Here is a 19,471-nt window from a genome sequence, read left to right on the forward strand (position 1 = left end):
TATAAAGATAAAAAAACTCGCTAACAAGTAGCGAGTTTTGAAAACTAAAATTTTAGTTATAATTATATTCCGAAACCTGATCTTGCTCCACCAGAAACAAACAAAGCAGACATTCTTGATTTTTGACCATTAGAGAACATAAACATTCCTCTATCGTCAGTGTAATCCATGTAGTTCATAGTCATTTCATTATGAGCAGGAAGACAAGTACTTACGTGTGGGTATGCAGGAACTCCATAGTTTGAAGTTTGAGCAGTTGGTGTATCAGCAACCATATCGCTTCCGCAATTTGCATCACCCCAAATGTGACGTAAGTTCATCCAGTGACCTATTTCATGGCTAGCAGTTCTTCCTAAGTTGTATGGGTAATTTGCTGTACCTGATAAACCAAAGTATTTTGAATCAATTGCAACTCCATCAGTAGCTGCAGCTCCACCAGGGAATTGAGCATAACCTAAGATTCCTCCTCCAATTGTACAAACCCATAGATTAAGGTTGCTACTTGGTGATGTAGGTGCGATACCACCTCTTTTTGCATTTTTCATAGTGTCAGTAGTACCCCATGAAGTTTTTGTAGTCGATTTTCTGATGATTTGTTTTAGTTCAAAAGTGATATCAACATTAGCGGCAACTCCTGCAAATTCAGCTGGTGTATTCGCAAAATCAGGGTTTGTTGCTGTAAAATCTTTGTTTAATACATCAATTTGTGATTGTATTTGTGCATCCGAAATATTTTCTGCTGCTGTTCTGTATAAAACGTTTACAACTACAGGAATTACTACTTTTCCGTTTACTAAACGTTTTGTAAGCATTGCTTTTTGAGTAAAAGCTTCAATTTGGTTCATTCTGATAGCCAATGTAGGATCTGCTTTCATTTGAGCTTCAAGTACATCTTGCGTAGCACAACCTCTTTTTGCAATCGCAGAGGTATCTGAGTTTGCCAGATCTGTTTGATCGTTTTGGCACGAGAAAAACAATAGTACAGCTGCTGCCGAAAAAAATAATTTTTTCATAAATAATTGGTTTTTTTGTTATAAAAATGTTTGGTTAGTTAATTATTTCACAATTTTATAACAATTAATCAAAAGCTGCAAGTTACTTGAGTCAAAACGGTTAAACGGTATGATTTATCCGTTAAAATGCTAATTTAAGAAAGAAAAATCTGTAAAAACAAATTAAAGCGTATTAGCAATGAAAGGTTTATCAATATTTATGATGCTTTTTTGTGTTGCATTATTTCTAAGGCGTGACATTGTAATCAAAAAAAAACTCACCAACATGTGGTGAGTTTTATTTTCAAAATAAAAAAAAATATAGTCTAAAAGATGCTCTTGATCCACCTGAAAGAAAAATGGCAGACATTCTGCTTTTTTGACCAGTTGAAAACATGTACATTCCTCTATCGTCCGTGTAATCCATATAATTCATTGTCATTTCTACCGGTGTACCAGTACAGGTGCTATAATGTGGATATGCAGGAACGCCATAATTAGAAGTATTTATGAGTTGGAGTGTCTGATACTAAATCACTTCCGCAAGTTGCATCCCCCAAATGTGTCTTAAATTCATCCAGTGCCCCACTTCATGTGTAGCGGTTCTTCCAAGATTGAAAGGTGCATTTGCAGAGCCTTATAAACCAAAATATTTAGAATCGATAGCAACACCATCAGTAGAAGATGATCCTCCAGGAAATTGTACATACCCTAGTATACCGCCACCAATAGTACAAACCCACATATTAAGTTTCGTAGTTGGAGATATTGGAGCTAATCCTCCTGAGCTTGTTTTTTTTCATAGCATCATTTGTTCCCCATGATGTTTTTTGGTTAATATTGTTATTCCAATTGACCAATATGTTTTAGGCCATTAACTTCTCGTATAATGCCGTTGTATTTTTTGTTTAGTATAATTTTTATTGGACTAATTTAAAAGGAATAACGGTATTGGTCAAAATAATAAATACAATCGGTATTAATTGGTAAAAATGTAATTAATAATATTGGCACCCATTTTTAAGGCTTTCTCACGAACTTCAAATGGATCATTATTTACTTCAGAATCTTCCCATCCATCTCCGAGATCACACTCATAAGTATACAATAAAACTAATTTGGAGTCTATAAATATTCCGAAGGCTTGTGGTCTTTTACCATCGTGTTCATGGATTTTGGGTAATCCATAAGGAAAGGAAAACGGTTTTTGAAATAGTGCGTGATTAGCAGGAATTTCAACTAAGTTATTATTTGGGAAAATTTTCCTTATTTCTTTTCGAATGTATTGATCCATACCATAATTATCATCAATGTGAAGGAAACCACCACCTAGTAAGTAATTTCTTAAATTGATAACATCGACATCACTAAAAACGACATTCCCATGACCGGTCATATGAACAAATGGATACGAAAGCAAGTCAGGGCTACTGGGTTCTACGGTTCTTGGTTTGGATTTAATTTTGGTATTGATATTGGCATTGCAAAATTTTATTAAATTAGGCAAAGAGGTTGGATTGGCGTACCAATCACCACCACCACTGTATTTTACAAGCGCAATTTCCTGTGAATAGGAAGCAACAGAAATGAATACTAAAAGGAAATATATTTTTTTCATTTACTATGTAGTAATTTTAATGGCAATGGCAATATCAATGACAATTTCAATGACAATATAAAATCTGCAGTCAAAAATCAGAAATCGACTCCCGAAAGCTTTCGGGACTAAAATCTACTCTTCATTTATAAATACTACGCTATGACAGGCAACAATAGCGGCAGTTTCAGTTCTTAATCTAGTATTGCCTAACGAAACAGGGATATAGTTATTTTCTAATGCCAAAGCAATTTCTTTTTCAGAAAAATCACCTTCGGGTCCAATTAGAATAGTGTAGTTTTCATTAGGTTTTAAAACTGATTTCAGTGTTCTTTTATCGGTTTCTTCGCAGTGTGCAATTAACTGTAAACCTTCGTTTTTTTGTTTTACGAATTCTTTGAATGTTACCGCAGGATTTAATATAGGAAGATGCAATTGGTTACATTGTTTCATTGCCGATAAAATAATCTTATCAAATCTTTCGGCATTGATGACTTTTCTTTCGGATCTATCACAAATAATTGGCGTGATTTCGTGAATACCAATTTCGGTAGCTTTTTCAAGTAACCATTCGTAACGATCATTCATTTTAGTTGGAGCTACGGCTAAATGCAATTTGTATTTAGGAAGCTCTATCTTTTCAAATGACAAAATTTGAACCGTACATTTGCTGTCGGATGCCAATGTGATTTCTGTTTTAAATAAAAAACCTAAACCATTGGTAACAAATAAGATGTCAGTGTCTTTTTTGCGTAAAACTTTAATAATATGTTTGCTTTCTTCTTTGTCAAAAGAAAAAGTCTCAGTAGATTCTGTAATAGTCGGATTATAAAATAATTGCATAATTTAAAATTGTATTCGTGCTTTTGAAACAACTGCAGTCGTTTCAAATGTTTCAGATAAAAACTTTTGATAACCTACAATTCCAATCATTGCAGCATTATCGGTGGTGTATTCAAATTTAGGGATAAATGTTTTCCAACCGTATTTATTTTCGGTTTCTTTTAATGTGTTTCGAATTCCGGAATTGGCAGAAACTCCACCGCCAATGGCAATTTGTTTGATGCCGGTTTCTTTGACAGCCATTTTTAATTTATCCATCAAAATTTCAATAATAGTGTATTGTATAGAAGCGCAAATATCATTTAAGTTCTCTTCGACAAAATTGGGGTTCTCTATTTTTTTCTTTTGGATAAAATATAAAATAGCCGTTTTTAATCCAGAGAAACTAAAATCTAATCCCGGTACTTTTGGTTTTGTAAAAGGAAATGCTTTCGGATTTCCAAGTTGAGCATATTTGTCAACTAAAGGGCCACCAGGATAGGGAAGTCCCAATATCTTTGCACTCTTGTCAAAAGCTTCTCCAACCGCATCATCTGTAGTTTCTCCTATGATTGTCATGTCAAAAAAACTATTTACTCTCACAATCTGGGTATGGCCTCCACTAATGGTTAAAGCCAAAAAGGGAAATGTTGGTTTGTCAAATCCCTCTTCGTCTATAAAATGTGCCAAAATGTGGGCGTGCATGTGATTTACGGCAATAAGTGGAATTTGTAGAGCCAGGGCCAATGATTTGGCAAAGGAACTTCCTACCAAAAGAGATCCCATAAGTCCCGGACCTTGCGTAAAAGCAATTGCAGACAGTTGTTCTTTTTGAATGTTAGCTTTTTTGAGTGCCGCATCTATAACCGGAACTATGTTTTGTTGATGTGCCCTAGAAGCAAGTTCAGGAACTACACCCCCATATTGGTTGTGAATTAACTGATTAGCAACAACATTAGACAGTACTTTGTCGTTATGTAAAACGGCTGCAGCAGTATCATCGCATGAACTTTCGATGGCAAGAATAAAAACCTCGGAATTTTGCATATATATAAGGACGAATTTTGGTCTAAATTTGATGAATTACCATAAAAATAGTATTTTTACAGCGATGCCAAAATTAAAGATTTTTTATTTAAGGTATTATCATTTCCATAGGCAAAATGTTATTTTGGAGAAATAAATTAAAAACGACCCCTATCAAAAAAATTAAAAAAATAATATTCCGTACGCTACTTGGACTAATATTACTTTTACTAGTACTTTTTATAGCACTTACTTTGCCTAGTGTTCAGACAAGAGTGGCTCAATACTTCGTGAAAAGCATCAATGAAGATTTTGGAATTCATATTGCTATAGATGAAGTGCAACTTACCTTATTTGGTGGTGTTAAACTTAAACAAGTTCTAATAATAGATCACCATAAGGATACTTTAATTTATACCAAAAGGATAAATACAACGATTCTAGGAGCTAAACAGCTTTTAGAAGGTGATTTGTTATTTGGAGATTTAGCGATGAACGGTGTGCTCTTTAATTTGAAAACTTATAAAAAAGAGAAGAAAACGAATCTTGATTATTTTGTTGATGCTTTTGAAACTGGAGCTCCTCCTTCAAAAAAACACTTTTTGCTAAAAGCCACAAAAATTGATTTAACCGATGGTCGTTTTATTTTAACGGATGAAAATAGAGAAAACCCTAAAGATGTAGATTTTACAAGACTAAATATTTTGGTTACTGATTTCAAAATTTACGGACCAGAAGTCTACGCGAACATCAAAAAAATGTCTTTTTTAGATCATAGGGGTTTGTATGTAGAAAATCTAACAGGAAACTATAGTTTTACCCAAACGCAAATGAAACTCGAAAATTTGGCGATTAAAACCAAAGAATCGAGTATAAAAGGAGATGCAGCATTAAATTATGATATTGATGATTTTGCTTATTTTACAGATAAAGTCGATTTTGATGTCAAAATTAAGTCTGGTATTTTGGCTTCAAATGATATTCGTCATTTTTACAATGAATTAGGGAAATATCAATATTTTAAGATCAAAGCTCGAATAAAAGGGCCGCTTAATAATTTAAAATTGCTGGATTTAAAGTTAAAAGACAATCGTGGCACTGAACTGGAGGGGTTCATTAATTTTAAAAACCTTTTAGGGACCGAAGACCAGAAGTTTTATATGAATGGGAAATTCGATAAGCTTAAGTCTAATTATGATGATGTAGTAAGTATACTGCCAAACGTTTTAGGAAAGAAGCTACCTCTTATTTTAAAAAAACTAGGTGATATTTCAATAATTGGGAATGCTCAAATTACCACCACATCCATAAAAGCAAATCTTGCCATGACTACCGCTTTGGGACATGTGAAATCTAATTTTAAGATTAAAGACATGGATCAAAGCGATAAAGCAGCTTATGTAGGGTATGTGGTTTTGAATGATTTTAATATTGGAAATCTTTTGGATAATAAAGATTTGTACAAGGTAAGTTTAAATTTAGATGTTGATGGGAAAGGGTTTTCAGAAAAATATTTGAATACAGCGTTAAAAGGATCGGTCTCGAAAATCGATTATAATAAGTATACATATAGTAATATAGTTTTAAATGGTAATTTCAAATTGCCTTTATATGCAGGAAATGTTAAGGTTAACGATCCAAATTTAAAATTGAATTTTGATGGATTGCTTGACTTTAGTAAAAAAGACAGTAAACATGATTTTAATATTGATATAGAAAGAGCCGAATTGCATAAATTGAAGTTTGTAAATGATAGTATTTCACTTTTTAGAGGAAATATAATTGTTAAGACACAAGGGAATTCAATTGATGACATGCAGGGGAATATTTATGTAAATAATGCTACTTATACCAATTCTAAAGATACGTATCAGTTTAATGATTTTAATATCAATTCAATATTTGATGCAGGAAGGATTCGAACCATAAAAGTGAATTCGCCTGATATTACAGATGGGGAAGTAGTGGGTAAATATAAATTTTCAGATCTGAAAGGTTTAGTCTCTAATTCGTTGGGAAGTCTATATACAAATTATAAACCTATAAAAGTAAATAAAGGACAGTTTTTAAAATTTAATTTTTCTATTAACAGTAAAATAGTTGAAGTCTTTTTTCCTGAAATAAAAGTTAGTGAAAATACAATTGTAAAAGGGAGTATTAACTCGGATAATAATGATTTTAAATTCAATTTTAATTCCCCTGTAATTAAAGCTTTCGAAAATACTTTTGATAATATTAGGATTTCAATCGATAATAAAAATCCACTGTATAATGCCTATATCGAGTTAGACAGCATAAAAACTGAGATGTATAAAATTCGTGATTTTAGTTTGATAAATGTGACTTCAAAAGATACCTTATTCTTTCGAACAGAATTTAAAGGCGGTACAAAAGGGGAAGACAGTTTTAATCTGGATTTATATCATACTATGAATAAAGAAAATAAAAATGTAATTGGTTTTAGTAAATCGGAAATTAAAATAAAAAATAGTTTATGGTTTCTAAATGAATTGAATTTATCTAATAACCGAGTTGTCTTTGATAAAGAATTAAAAGAATTTCGCTTAGATGATTTTATTTTATCCAATAAAAAACAGGAAATTACATTTAGCGGGGATATTATAGGGAAAGATTATAAAGATTTTAAAGCACATTTTAAAGATGTTAATATAAATGACTGGGTATCTGCGCAACAAAGTTTTTTAGTATATGGTAATTTGAATGGAGATGTCAATTACAAACAAAACAAGCTTAAATATGAACCTACAGCTTCAATAGTAATAGATAATTTGAAAGTGAATGATCACGAGTTGGGTGTTTTGAATTTTGATATACGAGGTGATGAAAATTTAAAAAAATTCACTTTATTTTCAACCATTGAAAATGAAAATTTTGAGTCTTTTAATGCAGATGGGAGTTTTGAAATTGAAAACGAAGCAACGGTATTTGATTTAAATCTAAAATTTGACCGATTTAATTTAGCTACTTTAAGCTCTTTGGGTGGCGATGTGATATCCAATATTAGAGGATTTGTTTCTGGAAATGCAACCATAGGCGGTACTATGAAAAAACCGGAAATTAATGGAAGACTTTATGTAAATGAAGGGGGATTATCTATTCCTTATCTAAATGTTGATTATGCGTTAAATAACAAAACTATCATTGATTTGACAGGGGAGAAATTCTTATTCAGAAACAATACCCTAACCGATACAAAATATAAAACCACAGGAACATTGAATGGGGTTGTGGAGCATAATAATTTTTCGGATTGGAAATTGGATTTGACTGTAAATTCAAAAAGGTTTTTGGCTTTGGATACAAAAGATAGTGAAGATGCGGCTTATTTTGGTACTGCATTCATTGATGGTAGGGCAACTATTAAAGGACCTGCCGATGCGTTGTTCATAAAAGTAGACGCAAAATCAGAAAAAGGAACTGCTGTAAAAATCCCGATCAATAATGCAGAAAGTGTAAGCGAGAACAGTTTTATTCATTTTGTGACCCCTAAAGAAAAGTTCAATTTGCAAAAGGGTATTGTAGAAAGCAAGAAGAAATACAACGGACTTGAATTAGAGTTTGATTTCGAAATAACCCCAAATGCCGAGGTGGAAGTGATATTGGATAGAAATTCTGGACATGGAATGAAAGGAAGAGGAAATGGAACCTTATTATTTAAAATTAATACTTTAGGTAAGTTTAATATGTGGGGGGACTTCTTGCCTTTTGATGGAACATATAATTTTAAGTATGGAGGAATAATTGACAAGAAATTCAATGTAAAAAAAGGAGGATCCATTGTTTGGGAAGGTAATCCACTGAAAGCACAATTGAATTTAGAGGCTGTCTATAAGATATCGGCAAATCCGGCATTGCTATTAGAGAGTTCGAGTATCAATAAAAAAGTTCCTGTTGAAGTTGTTATTGGTATTCGTGGCGATTTAACTAGGCCAGAACCGGATTTTATGATTAATTTCCCAACTGTTACAAGTGTGTTGAAATCTGAACTTGAAACGGAATTAGCAGATAAAGACGTGCGTCAAACTCAGGCTTTGTATTTATTGTCTACAGGTAGTTTTTTAAGTAAAGATGGAACTAATCAAATAGGTGCGTCAAGTTTGTATGAAACGGCTTCAGGAATGTTAGGGAATATTGTACAGTCGAATGATGAAACTTTTGAAATGAATTTTAATCTTGTAACGCAAGACAAAAGACCCGGAAAAGAAACGGATGGAAGATTTGAAGCTATTGTTTCTTCTAAAGTGAATGAACGAATAACCATCAACGGAAGGATAGGAGTTCCTTTTGGAGGAGTTAATGAATCGGCAGTTGTTGGTGATGTCGATATTAAGTATAGAGTTAATGATGATGGTTCTTTTAACTTGCATGTATTCAATAGAGAAAACGATATTAACTACGTTGGGCAAGAAATTGGATATACTCAAGGAGGTGGACTTATTTATGAAGTCGATTTTGATACTTTCAGGGAATTGGTCGATAAGATGTTTAAAAGCAAAAAAATAACAATGCCTACTAAAGGAAAAACAGACATAGAGAATCCAGATTCTAACTTAAATCCAGATTTTATTAATTTTTCTAAACCCAAAGAGCCCAAATCCGATAAGCCTAAAATAAATCAGGATGCCGTGTTGCCAGAAAACGACTAAGGTAGAAATATAAGTTATCGTTTTTAGATCCTTGCCTAAAGGATCTTATATTTCTTAATATGGTAAAAATTTAACACTCTCTGTTTAGAATATAGCTCTATTGATATTGGTGTATAATACACCCTATTTTAATTAATGCTCTACTTTATAAATGAATCTTTATAAAGCCAACTTTATTTATATAAGATTTTTTTTAAACTCGATTTATTGGATTCTAGTTCCTTATAAAATAACACAATACTTGAATTTTAATAGGTTTAATAGGGGGCTATTCTTGCTTAAAAAAAAACTTATCAACGAAAACGTTTGAATTAGCGTAGCTTTATTAAAATGTTAGAAGAACAGCTGCTATAGTCCGTTTTGTTTGCTAATTTTACGTTTTAATACTTAAAAAAATGTCAAAAACAATAAAAAAGATAGGTGTTCTTACATCTGGAGGAGACTCTCCGGGTATGAATGCCGCCATTAGATCAGTTGTTCGTACATGTGCTTATCATAATATTGGATGTATCGGGATTTATAGAGGATATCAAGGAATGATTGAAGGGGATTTCAAAGAAATGGGACCTCGAAGTGTAAATAATATTGTAAACAAAGGAGGAACTATATTAAAATCAGCTCGATCACTTGATTTTAAAACTCCAGAAGGCCGTGAAAAAGCACATCAAAATCTGGTAAAAGCTGGAATTGATGCATTAGTTGTAATAGGTGGGGATGGTTCTTTTACCGGAGCATTGTTATTTAATACGGAATATAATTTCCCTGTAATAGGAATTCCTGGTACCATCGATAATGATATATTTGGAACCAGCCATACACTTGGATATGATACCGCTTTGAATACTGTTGTAGAAGTTATCGATAAAATTCGTGATACTGCGAGTTCGCATAATCGATTGTTTCTTATTGAAGTAATGGGACGAGATGCCGGACACATTGCTTTGAATGCTGGAATAGGTGCAGGAGCCGAAGAAATTCTTATTCCTGAGGAAGATTTAGGATTAGATCGATTATTAGAATCTTTAAGAAAAAGTAAAGCAGCAGGAAAATCATCTAGTATTGTTGTAATTGCCGAAGGAGATAAAATTGGTAAATCAGTATTTGAACTTAAGGATTATGTGGAGTCAAATTTACCAGAATATGATGTTCGTGTTTCGGTATTGGGACACATGCAGCGTGGTGGTGCGCCATCTTGTTTTGATAGAGTTCTAGCAAGTCGTCTTGGCGTTAAAGCTGTAGAGTCGTTGTTAGAAGGAAAATCAAACTATATGGTTGGAATATTATGTGATAAAATTGGTCTTACTCCGTTGGAGCAAGCTATAAAGGGACATACTGAAATTGATAGAGAATTATTGAGGGTTTCAGATATTATGTCGATATAAAAAAAAGTGAAGTTTATTGTGAGGAAATTAGACTTTAATTAAGTTAAACAATAACAAAAAATTAAACAAAATGTCAAAAGTAAAATTAGGAATTAACGGATTTGGTAGAATTGGAAGAATTGTTTTTAGAGAATCTTTCAATAGAGATAATGTAGAGGTAGTTGCAATAAACGATTTATTAGATGTTGATCATTTAGCTTATTTATTAAAATATGATTCTGTACACGGACGTTTTAACGGAACTGTTGAAGTAATAGATGGAAAATTATTTGTTAATGGCAAAAATATAAGAATTACTGCAGAAAGAGAGCCAGTTAATTTAAAATGGAATGAAGTTGATGTTGACGTAGTTGCAGAGTGTACAGGTTTTTTTACAACTAAAGAAACTGCTAGTGCGCATATTAAAGGTGGTGCTAAAAAAGTAATTATCTCAGCACCGTCAGCTGATGCGCCAATGTTTGTAATGGGTGTAAATCATACTAAAGCTTTGGCTACAGATACAGTAGTTTCTAATGCTTCTTGTACTACAAACTGTTTAGCTCCATTGGCTAAAGTTATTAATGATAATTTTGGTATTGTTGAAGCTTTGATGACAACTGTACACGCTACAACATCTACTCAAATGACTTGTGATGGGCCATCTAGAAAAGATTGGAGAGGTGGACGTGCTGCTTCTTGCAACATTATTCCATCGTCTACAGGAGCTGCAAAAGCGGTAGGTCTAGTTATTCCGGAATTAAACGGAAAATTAACAGGTATGTCTATGCGTGTACCAACTACAGACGTTTCTGTTGTTGATTTAACTGTGAAAGTAGCTAAAGAAACTTCTTATGCAGAAATAATGGCTGCATTTAAATTAGCTTCTGAAACTACTATGAAAGGTATTTTAGGGTATACAGAAGATTTAGTGGTTTCTCAAGATTTCGTTTCTGATTCAAGAACATCTATTGTTGATGCAAATGCAGGAATTGGTTTGAATTCTACTTTCTTTAAAATCATTTCTTGGTATGATAACGAATATGGTTATTCAAGTAAATTGATTGACTTAGCTGTTCATATTACAGCATTGAAATAATTTTTTTATATTTACAAAATCCCATTAGGTAAAATTAATGGGATTTTATTTTTTTTGTTCGGTTTTTATAGTATTCAAATTTGCATTGAATTTTATAGAGAAAGCGACAAAATTCATAACAAATATTATCTACATATGAAATGAGCATAAGTGTAAATTGGTCGTACACACCAATTCAGCTATGCGAATTACATATGACCGATGAAAAACAATAAAAATCAGCATATGAAATTAATAGTTGACAGTGGTTCTACTAAAGCAGATTGGATTGCTATAGATGATGAAGGAAAAGTTTTGTTTACTACACAAACATTAGGTTTAAATCCAGAAATTCTTAACGGTGATGAAATCGTAGAACGATTGAATGATCGATTTGATATTTTACAGAATAAAAAGACAGCTACCCATTTGTTTTTCTATGGTGCTGGTTGCGGGACAGATAGAATGAAATTGATGCTTTCACAGCTTTTTCAAGTCTATTTTCCAAATGCCATAGTTGTAGTTGAGGAAGATACTTATGCGGCTGTTTATGCAACAACCCCAAAAGGAGAAAAAGCAATTGTCAGTATATTAGGGACTGGTTCAAACTGCAGTTATTTTGATGGACATGTATTACATCAAAAAGTGCAATCTTTGGGATATATCGTAATGGATGATTGTAGTGGTAATGTTTTTGGTAAAGAATTAATTAGAAAATATTATTTTAATAAAATGCCAAAAGAATTAGCGGAACTTTTTGAAAAAGAGTACAACGTAGATCCGGATTTTATTAAAAATAAATTATACAAGGAGTCAAATCCAAATGCTTATTTGGCGACTTTTGCAAAATTCTTAATTCAAAATAAAGAACATGAGTTTTGTAAAAAAATAATTTTTAAAGGGATGAAATCTTTTATAAAAAATTATATCAAGCAATTTGAAAATTGTAAAGAAGTTCCTGTGCATTTTGTAGGATCGATTGCTTTTTATTTAAAAGATGAATTAGCCGTAATTTTTGAAAAACACGAATTACAGTTGGGTAATGTTTTAAGAAGACCTATAGATGGTTTGATAGCGTATCACGCAGCTAATGTGTAGTAGTATAATAGTATTCAGTGTTCAGTTTTTTAGTGTTCAGTTACCACACTGTTGAAAACTGAACACTAAAAAACTGAACACTGATCACTAAAAAATTGCGATCATAGATATTTCTACATTTACGTTTTTTGGCAAACAGGCCACTTGAACCGTTTCACGTGCTGGAGCGGTTTTTTCATTAAAATAAGATCCGTAAACGGTGTTGATGCTTCCAAAATCATCCATATTCATAATGAAAATGGTTGTTTTCACCACGTTTTCAAATGTCATTCCGGCTGCTTCAAGAACGGCCTTCATGTTTTCCATCACTTGCTTGGTTTCTACTTCAATGTTGTCTACTACTAATTCCATAGTTGCAGGATTCAACGCAATTTGCCCTGAGGTATACAAGGTGTCTCCTTTTAAAACGGCTTGATTATAAGGTCCAATTGGTGCTGGAGCTTTTTCGGTGTAAATTATTTTTTTCACGGTTGCTTAATTTAAGATTTATTAATTAGTAAGATTTCTTTTTTCCCATTTAATATCACTAAGGACTCCTGATTTGATTCCGATATAGAAATTCCAACTGGCATTATCTCCAAAAGGAGTCCAGTTAAAATCCATTCTCCAACTCATTAAATCTCTTTCAAATCGAAGCTGTGTAAAAGTGACTCCATTTTGCACAAAATCATAACCAGTTGAAATCCCCGCTTTCCACTTAGCAGTAAGGTCAGCATTTGCAGAAACCATAATAGAATTTCCAATTACTTTGTTTTCTCTATTACTGTTTCCGTAAGTAAGGGAATAGGCAAAAGTCATATCCCATGGTAATTTTGATCTAAAGAATTCAGATATTTCATCTTCTTCATCCTCATCACCAAATTGACTTTTTCGATCACTCCCTACATCAATGTCCGAACCAAATAAATCATCGCCTCTTCCTCCATTCCTAAGACTTTGGCTGTTCTTATCCTTTTTGGTTCCTTTGTTATCAATAGAATAATTCATGGTTAGATTCGCACTGGTCATTCTAAACAAGCTTCCACCGTTGTTTATGTTAAATACATCTATTTTATTTCCACCGTTATCTATGGCATAAGGGTCTAAAGTAGCGCCAAAATTGGCAGACAATTTATTGTCGAAAAATTGGGTTCCACCACTAACTCTCAGAGGGGACCAGTTAAGGGTTTTAGCATCAAAATTATAACTCGTGTCAAAATTTAAATTATTGAGCAACATAATTTTTTTAGCCTCTGTTTTCGTGCTGTCCTTGTCTCTGACTTTTGCCTCGAATGTGTTGCTAAGATTTAAGCCTAAAAAATTTGAACTATTCTTATTAGGGAAACCGTAAATTCCTCCTTCAAATCGGGTGTAATCTTTTTGCATTGTTCCGCTTGCATCTGTGGCATAAGTATCATAGTATTTCTCAAAACTAGGCCTGTAACTATGCGAAATAGACGGACGCATTACGTGTCTTATGGATTGTATTTTTTTATCCGAACCCAAATTAAAGGTACCGTATATAGTTGTTCCTAAATTTGTAGAAGTAGAATAGGTCCTATAGGTATCAAATCCTTTTACATCTGTTGTTATAACAGTGTTTAGCTGATCGTCATATCTTTTATTTATTGTTTTAAAGTACCATACTTCTTCATAATTTAGAGAGGAAGAAACGCTAAAATGTTTAAACACCTTAAAATTGGTGCTTAATGGAATGGAATGTTGAAAACCAATATCTGCATTTTTAAACATTTCAGGCTTGAAAAACAAAGAATCGGTTGTTTTAAAGCTGTTTTTTCCGTTTAAATTATACTGCAAGTTGATGTTTTTGATAAAGCCTTTTTTCGCTCCATCATTTAATGCAAAGGGATACATACGATCTACACTAAACTGTAATGTAGGTAGTGTCATATTGATTTCTTTGGTTTGCGTATTTTGGGAATGTGTCGCTGTTAAAGATATTCGGGATTGAGGGACTCCATTAAAGACGGTGCTATACGAGATGGATGAACTCAAAGTGTTGTTTAACGAGGAACCAACATTGATCTGATTGATGGTTTGTTTAAAATATTCACTACTTCCAAGGTTTACCGAAGCTGAAAACGTGGAATTTGGATTTGCTTTAGAATCTTGAGAATGAGACCACTGAATGTTGTAGATTTTGGTCTTAGAATAATCAGGATAGCCTCTTTCGCTAGTAATGTTGTTTTCATATCGAACATTAAAGGTCCCTTGAAAATGGTATCTGTAGCCGTAAGAAGATTGTGCTGCTATACCGTAACTTCCATTAGTGTAATAATCACCAGTTAATGTTAAGTTGTAATAATCGCTCAAGGCAAAATAATATCCTCCATTTTGGAGTGAAAAACCTTTGTCGTTAGAATCATTATAGGAGGGTAGAATAATACCCGAAACACTGGTTTCTTTTGAAAGAGGAAAATAAGCAAACGGGAGAAATAATGGGGTAGGGACTCCTGCAATAACCATGTTGGTAAACCCAGTTACTATTTTTTTTCCGGGTGTGAATTTAATTTTATTGGTTTGAAAATAATATTCCGGATTATCAATGTCTTTTGCAGTTGTAAATCGAGCACCTTTTAAGAAATATACAGAATCATTTTCTTTTTTGGTGATAGCTGCTTTTACGTTAAATTCCCCTTGATTGGATCTTGAATTCCAGATTAATGCTTTCTTTGTTTTAAAATTAAAACGAATCGAATCCGGCTCTATAACATTGCTGCCTTGCTTGAAATTTGGAAATTGAGTGTAATTGCCTAGAGAATCTTTAATTCTTCCGGCATAAACCTCATTTTTTTCGTAATCCATAACGATAATACCCGACTTTAATTCTACATCTTGATAGTATAATTCGGCTTTGTCGTATAGGGTAATGTGTTTTTTCTTCTGATCTATTTTGACATAGTTTTCGGCTTTGTACTTGACTTTACTGTCAAGAACGCCTTTTTTTACTTTAACGGTATCTAATCTTACCGTGTCAGTTTTTACTTCAACCACGGATTTATCTACACTGTTTTTAGTGTCGGAAGACTTAACTTCTTGTTTTTTAGAAGGTATGGTGGTTTGTTTCTTTTTTATATCTTGTGAATATAAATTACCAGATCCTAAAGATAGGAAAATTGATAGTAAAACGATATTAAATAAGTTTGTATGCAAAGGTTTAAATGCTATTTTTGTAAAATGAAGGCTTGTGTATTCGCGGGTCAAAATTACATATAAATTTTTGTCAAAAATAATCAATTGATAAATTTATAACACAACTCTTATAATTAAACGAACTATATAGATGTATAAGTTAAATAAAATAAATATAGCATTCACTTTTTTACTAGTGATTATGTCTATTGATTCCTATAGCCAATCCAATAATTTTAAAGTTGCATTAGATGCAGGACATGGTGCTCATGATTTTGGTGCTGTTTATAGTGGTCGGGTTGAAAAAAATATAGCCTTGGCGATAGTCTTAAAAGTCGGTAAAATTTTAGAATCTTATCCTAAAATAGATGTTATCTATACCCGAAAAACGGATGTCTTCATTGATTTGATAGAGAGAGCCGATATAGCCAATAGGGCAGATGCTTCTATTTTTGTATCGATTCATTGTAATGCAAACAAAAACACTGCTGCTGATGGTACCGAAACGTATGTAATGGGTATGAATAAGATTGCTTCAAATCTTGAAGCGGCAAAGAAAGAAAACTCTGTAATTACTTTAGAAAAAGATTATAAACAAAAGTATGAAGGTTTTGATCCAAATTCTCCCGAAACGATGATTGGCATGACCTTAATGCAGGAAGAATATCTTGAAAACAGTATTTCATTAGCGAGTAAAGTGGAAGAGGCTTTTGGAAGATTGGGTAAAAAGTTGAGACATGGAGGCGTAAAACAAGCTCCTTTTATGGTATTGCATAAAGCATATATGCCTAGAGTGTTAATTGAAACAGGTTTTATATCTAATCCTGTTGAAGGTGAATTATTGAATTCAGAGGATGGTCAAAATGAAATTGCCAGAGCTATTGCCGATGCAATTATTAGTTATAAAAATGAATATTTTGGAGACGGAGGAACTGAGACCTTTGAAGAAAGACCTTCACAAAAAACAATTGAAAATAAAATTAAAGCAAATGATTCTTCCCAAACTAATACTCCGATAATAAAAAAAGATACTTTAGGGGTTATTTATAAAGTTCAGTTGTCGGCCAGTAAAAAGAAGATTGCTTTAGTGTCTAAAAATTTTAAAGGATTGAAAAATGTTTCAATGATCTATGAAGATCAGATTTATAAATATTTTTTTGGTGAAACGGCAGATTATTTGGAAGCAAAAAATCAATTAAAGGAAGCTAAATCGAAAGGATATGATTCTGCGTTTTTAATTGCCTATAAAAATGGAAAAAAAATAAGCATACAAGAAGCGATTAAATAATACTTACAAGTTCGAATATTTTATATTAGATTTGCAAAAAAAAGACATAAATTTTGAAAATTACAAGAGAAATAAAAACTGCTATTTTAGTACTTACTTCAATTTTATTATTCATTTGGGGGTACAGTTTTCTAAAAGGCAAAGACCTTTTTAATAATTATAAAACATTTTTTGTTGAGTATTCAAATGTAGAGGGATTAGCTCCTTCAGCAGCAGTAACTATAAACGGTCTTGTAGTTGGTAAGGTTAAAACCATAACAATAGGTGATAAAGGAACTTTGTTGGTTGAGTTGCAATTAAATACTGATTTTCCTATTTCAAAAACAAGTACAGCAACGCTATATGACGGTAGTCTTATAGGAGGAAAACAAGTATCGATTCATCCCAATTTTAAGGATAAGACCATTGCTGAAAACGGGGATTATCTAGTAGGTAATTCACAAGCTAGTTTAATGGATTCATTAGGTGAAAAATTATCACCTGTCGCAACTAAGGTGGAAAAAGTATTGACCAGTGCTGATAAATTGATCGCAGGACTTAATTCTGTTTTGGATACTAAAGGACAAGAAAATTTAAAAAAGACTTTGGCTGAGTTAAGCGAAACTATGGAGCAATTTCATAAAGTTTCGGTAAATGCCAACAGCATTTTAGACGAAAATAAAGGACAACTGAAAGGAGTTGTATCCAATTTCAATAAAGTGTCAAGTGATTTTTCTAAAATATCAGATTCTTTAAATAAAGCCGATTTAGGAAAAACAGTTAGGAATTTGAATGCTGCATTAGGTAAAGTGGATGGCCTTATGAGAGATTTAGACTCTGGAAAAGGAACAATGGGTAAATTGCTTAAAGACGAAGCATTATATAAAAATCTAGAAAAAACTTCAAAAGAATTAGAATTACTTTTACAAGATGTTAGATTAAATCCAACACGATATGTAAATGTTTCTGTTTTCGGAAAGAAAAACAAGCCTTATGTTACTCCAAACGATTCTATAACAAAATAAAAAACTAGTATATGGGTTATCTTAGTAATGTGTTATTTGCCATAGTATTGATTATTGGATTTGGATATTTTTATTCAAATGTCAAGAAAATAATTAGAAATATTAATCTAGGTGTCGCTGTAAATCGTAAAGATAACGCAAAGGCAAGATGGAGAAATATGGCTATGATTGCGCTTGGGCAGTCAAAAATGGTTAAAAGACCCGTTGCGGGAGCACTTCATATTATTGTATATGTTGGTTTCGTAATTATCAATATCGAATTATTAGAGATCATCATTGATGGTTTATTTGGAACACATAGAATTTTTGCATCTATTGGAGTTGTTTATGATGTTTTAATCGCTTCTTTTGAAATATTGGCTTTTTTAGTCTTATTTGCCGTTACTGTATTTTTGATAAGAAGAAATGTCGTTAAGTTGAAAAGATTTATCCATTCTGATTTAAAAGGATGGCCAAAAAGTGATGCTAATTACATCCTGTATTTTGAGATTACATTAATGACTTTGTTTTTGTTAATGAATGCCTCAGATTTGCATTTGCAAAATGTTCCTGGTGGTTTTTCTCATTTTATAAAAGCAGGTTCTTTTCCAATTAGTCAATTCATAGAACCTATTTTTAATGGAATGTCTAATGAATTAGTAATGATATTAAATGAAGGATTCTGGTGGATTCACATAGTTGGTATCTTGGTATTTATGAACTACTTGTATTTCTCAAAACACCTTCATATTTTATTGGCTTTTCCAAATACTTACTTCGCTAATTTAAATCCACAAGGACTATTTGATAATTTAGCTTCTGTAACTGCCGAAGTAAAATTGATGATGGATCCAAACGCCGACCCTTTTGCGGCAGCGCCCGTTTCAGAAAATGAAGTTCCAAGTAAATTTGGAGCCAGTGATGTTCAGGATTTAAATTGGGTTCAGTTATTAAACGCTTATACGTGTACTGAATGTGGCCGTTGTACTTCATCTTGTCCAGCCAATCAAACAGGGAAAAAATTGTCTCCTCGTAAAATCATGATGGACACGAGAGATAGAATTGAAGAAGTTGGAAAAAACATAGATGCCAACAAAGGTGTTTTTATCCCCGATAATAAATCATTATTAAATGATTACATCACTCCAGAAGAATTGTGGGCTTGTACATCGTGTAACGCTTGCGTTGAGGAATGTCCTGTAAATATCAGTCCGCTATCAATTATCATGGATATGAGACGTTATTTGGTTATGGAGCAAAGTGCAGCGCCAATGCCTATAAATGCTATGATGACCAATATTGAAAATAATGGAGCGCCATGGCAATACAGTCAACAAGATCGATTGAATTGGAAAAACGAAAATTAGTCTCTTATAGATTTTGGTTTAAATAAATATAAAAAATACTTGCAAACAGATGCTTTTGGGCAT

The 19,471-nt window shown here is 32.6% G+C and carries 13 protein-coding genes and 1 pseudogene; 7 read left to right on the forward strand and 7 right to left on the reverse strand.

Annotated elements, in window-relative coordinates; all coding sequences use genetic code 11:
• Window positions 1-62: 62 nt before the first annotated feature.
• The 5 genes and pseudogenes from DB891_RS10325 to tsaD form a co-directional block, all read right to left on the reverse strand.
• A complete protein-coding gene (locus DB891_RS10325) occupies window positions 63-1,013 on the reverse strand; it encodes a zinc metalloprotease (RefSeq protein WP_116763224.1) in 951 nt (316 codons plus the stop codon).
• A gap of 283 nt (window positions 1,014-1,296) precedes the next feature.
• Window positions 1,297-1,822: pseudogene (locus DB891_RS10330) on the reverse strand (M43 family zinc metalloprotease); the annotation flags it as partial.
• A 149-nt stretch (window positions 1,823-1,971) separates the two neighbouring features.
• The gene (locus tag DB891_RS10335; RefSeq protein ID WP_116763226.1) at window positions 1,972-2,610 is read right to left on the reverse strand and encodes a DUF4159 domain-containing protein; all 639 of its coding nucleotides are present in this window, start codon (window positions 2,608-2,610) and stop codon (window positions 1,972-1,974) included.
• Between the two features lie 114 nt (window positions 2,611-2,724).
• The gene (locus tag DB891_RS10340) at window positions 2,725-3,432 is read right to left on the reverse strand and encodes a 16S rRNA (uracil(1498)-N(3))-methyltransferase (protein WP_116763228.1); all 708 of its coding nucleotides are present in this window, start codon (window positions 3,430-3,432) and stop codon (window positions 2,725-2,727) included.
• 3 nt (window positions 3,433-3,435) lie between these two features.
• Window positions 3,436-4,458 carry a tRNA (adenosine(37)-N6)-threonylcarbamoyltransferase complex transferase subunit TsaD gene (gene tsaD / locus DB891_RS10345; RefSeq protein WP_116763230.1) on the reverse strand — a complete coding sequence of 341 codons (1,023 nt, stop codon included), beginning with the start codon at window positions 4,456-4,458 and terminating at the stop codon, window positions 3,436-3,438.
• Between the two features lie 233 nt (window positions 4,459-4,691).
• Between tsaD and DB891_RS10350 the strand changes: the two genes are divergently transcribed.
• The 4 genes from DB891_RS10350 to DB891_RS10365 all read left to right on the forward strand — a co-directional run bounded on the left by DB891_RS10350 (window position 4,692) and on the right by DB891_RS10365 (window position 12,638).
• The gene (locus tag DB891_RS10350) at window positions 4,692-9,104 is read left to right on the forward strand and encodes a translocation/assembly module TamB domain-containing protein (RefSeq protein WP_317046002.1); all 4,413 of its coding nucleotides are present in this window, start codon (window positions 4,692-4,694) and stop codon (window positions 9,102-9,104) included.
• Between the two features lie 395 nt (window positions 9,105-9,499).
• Window positions 9,500-10,486 carry a 6-phosphofructokinase gene (pfkA, locus tag DB891_RS10355; protein WP_116763234.1) on the forward strand — a complete coding sequence of 329 codons (987 nt, stop codon included), beginning with the start codon at window positions 9,500-9,502 and terminating at the stop codon, window positions 10,484-10,486.
• 70 nt (window positions 10,487-10,556) lie between these two features.
• Window positions 10,557-11,561: a type I glyceraldehyde-3-phosphate dehydrogenase gene (gene gap, locus DB891_RS10360; RefSeq protein ID WP_116763236.1), complete on the forward strand. Its 1,005-nt coding sequence runs from the start codon at window positions 10,557-10,559 to the stop codon at window positions 11,559-11,561.
• A gap of 225 nt (window positions 11,562-11,786) precedes the next feature.
• Window positions 11,787-12,638 carry an N-acetylglucosamine kinase gene (locus tag DB891_RS10365; RefSeq protein ID WP_116763321.1) on the forward strand — a complete coding sequence of 284 codons (852 nt, stop codon included), beginning with the start codon at window positions 11,787-11,789 and terminating at the stop codon, window positions 12,636-12,638.
• Window positions 12,639-12,725: 87 nt separating this feature from the next.
• On the opposite strand, the gene DB891_RS10370 is transcribed toward DB891_RS10365, so the two are convergent.
• Together DB891_RS10370 and DB891_RS10375 are read right to left on the reverse strand one after the other, a co-directional pair.
• Entirely contained in the window at window positions 12,726-13,106 is a 381-nt protein-coding gene (locus tag DB891_RS10370) for a RidA family protein (RefSeq protein WP_116763238.1), read from the reverse strand.
• 21 nt (window positions 13,107-13,127) lie between these two features.
• The gene (locus DB891_RS10375) at window positions 13,128-15,791 is read right to left on the reverse strand and encodes a putative LPS assembly protein LptD (protein ID WP_394335994.1); all 2,664 of its coding nucleotides are present in this window, start codon (window positions 15,789-15,791) and stop codon (window positions 13,128-13,130) included.
• A 130-nt stretch (window positions 15,792-15,921) separates the two neighbouring features.
• Here DB891_RS10375 and DB891_RS10380 point away from each other — a divergent pair, with 130 nt between their 5' ends.
• The 3 genes from DB891_RS10380 to DB891_RS10390 are packed head-to-tail and all read left to right on the forward strand — an operon-like array spanning window position 15,922 to window position 19,408.
• Window positions 15,922-17,058, forward strand: a complete 1,137-nt coding sequence (locus DB891_RS10380) for an N-acetylmuramoyl-L-alanine amidase family protein (protein ID WP_116763240.1) — start codon at window positions 15,922-15,924, stop codon at window positions 17,056-17,058.
• A 53-nt stretch (window positions 17,059-17,111) separates the two neighbouring features.
• The gene (locus DB891_RS10385; RefSeq protein WP_116763242.1) at window positions 17,112-18,062 is read left to right on the forward strand and encodes an MlaD family protein; all 951 of its coding nucleotides are present in this window, start codon (window positions 17,112-17,114) and stop codon (window positions 18,060-18,062) included.
• Window positions 18,063-18,073: 11 nt separating this feature from the next.
• The gene (locus tag DB891_RS10390) at window positions 18,074-19,408 is read left to right on the forward strand and encodes a (Fe-S)-binding protein (RefSeq protein ID WP_116763244.1); all 1,335 of its coding nucleotides are present in this window, start codon (window positions 18,074-18,076) and stop codon (window positions 19,406-19,408) included.
• Window positions 19,409-19,471: the final 63 nt, after the last annotated feature.

Source organism: Flavobacterium laiguense (assembly GCF_003097655.1).
In the GTDB taxonomy this organism is placed as follows: Bacteria; Bacteroidota; Bacteroidia; order Flavobacteriales; family Flavobacteriaceae; genus Flavobacterium; species Flavobacterium laiguense.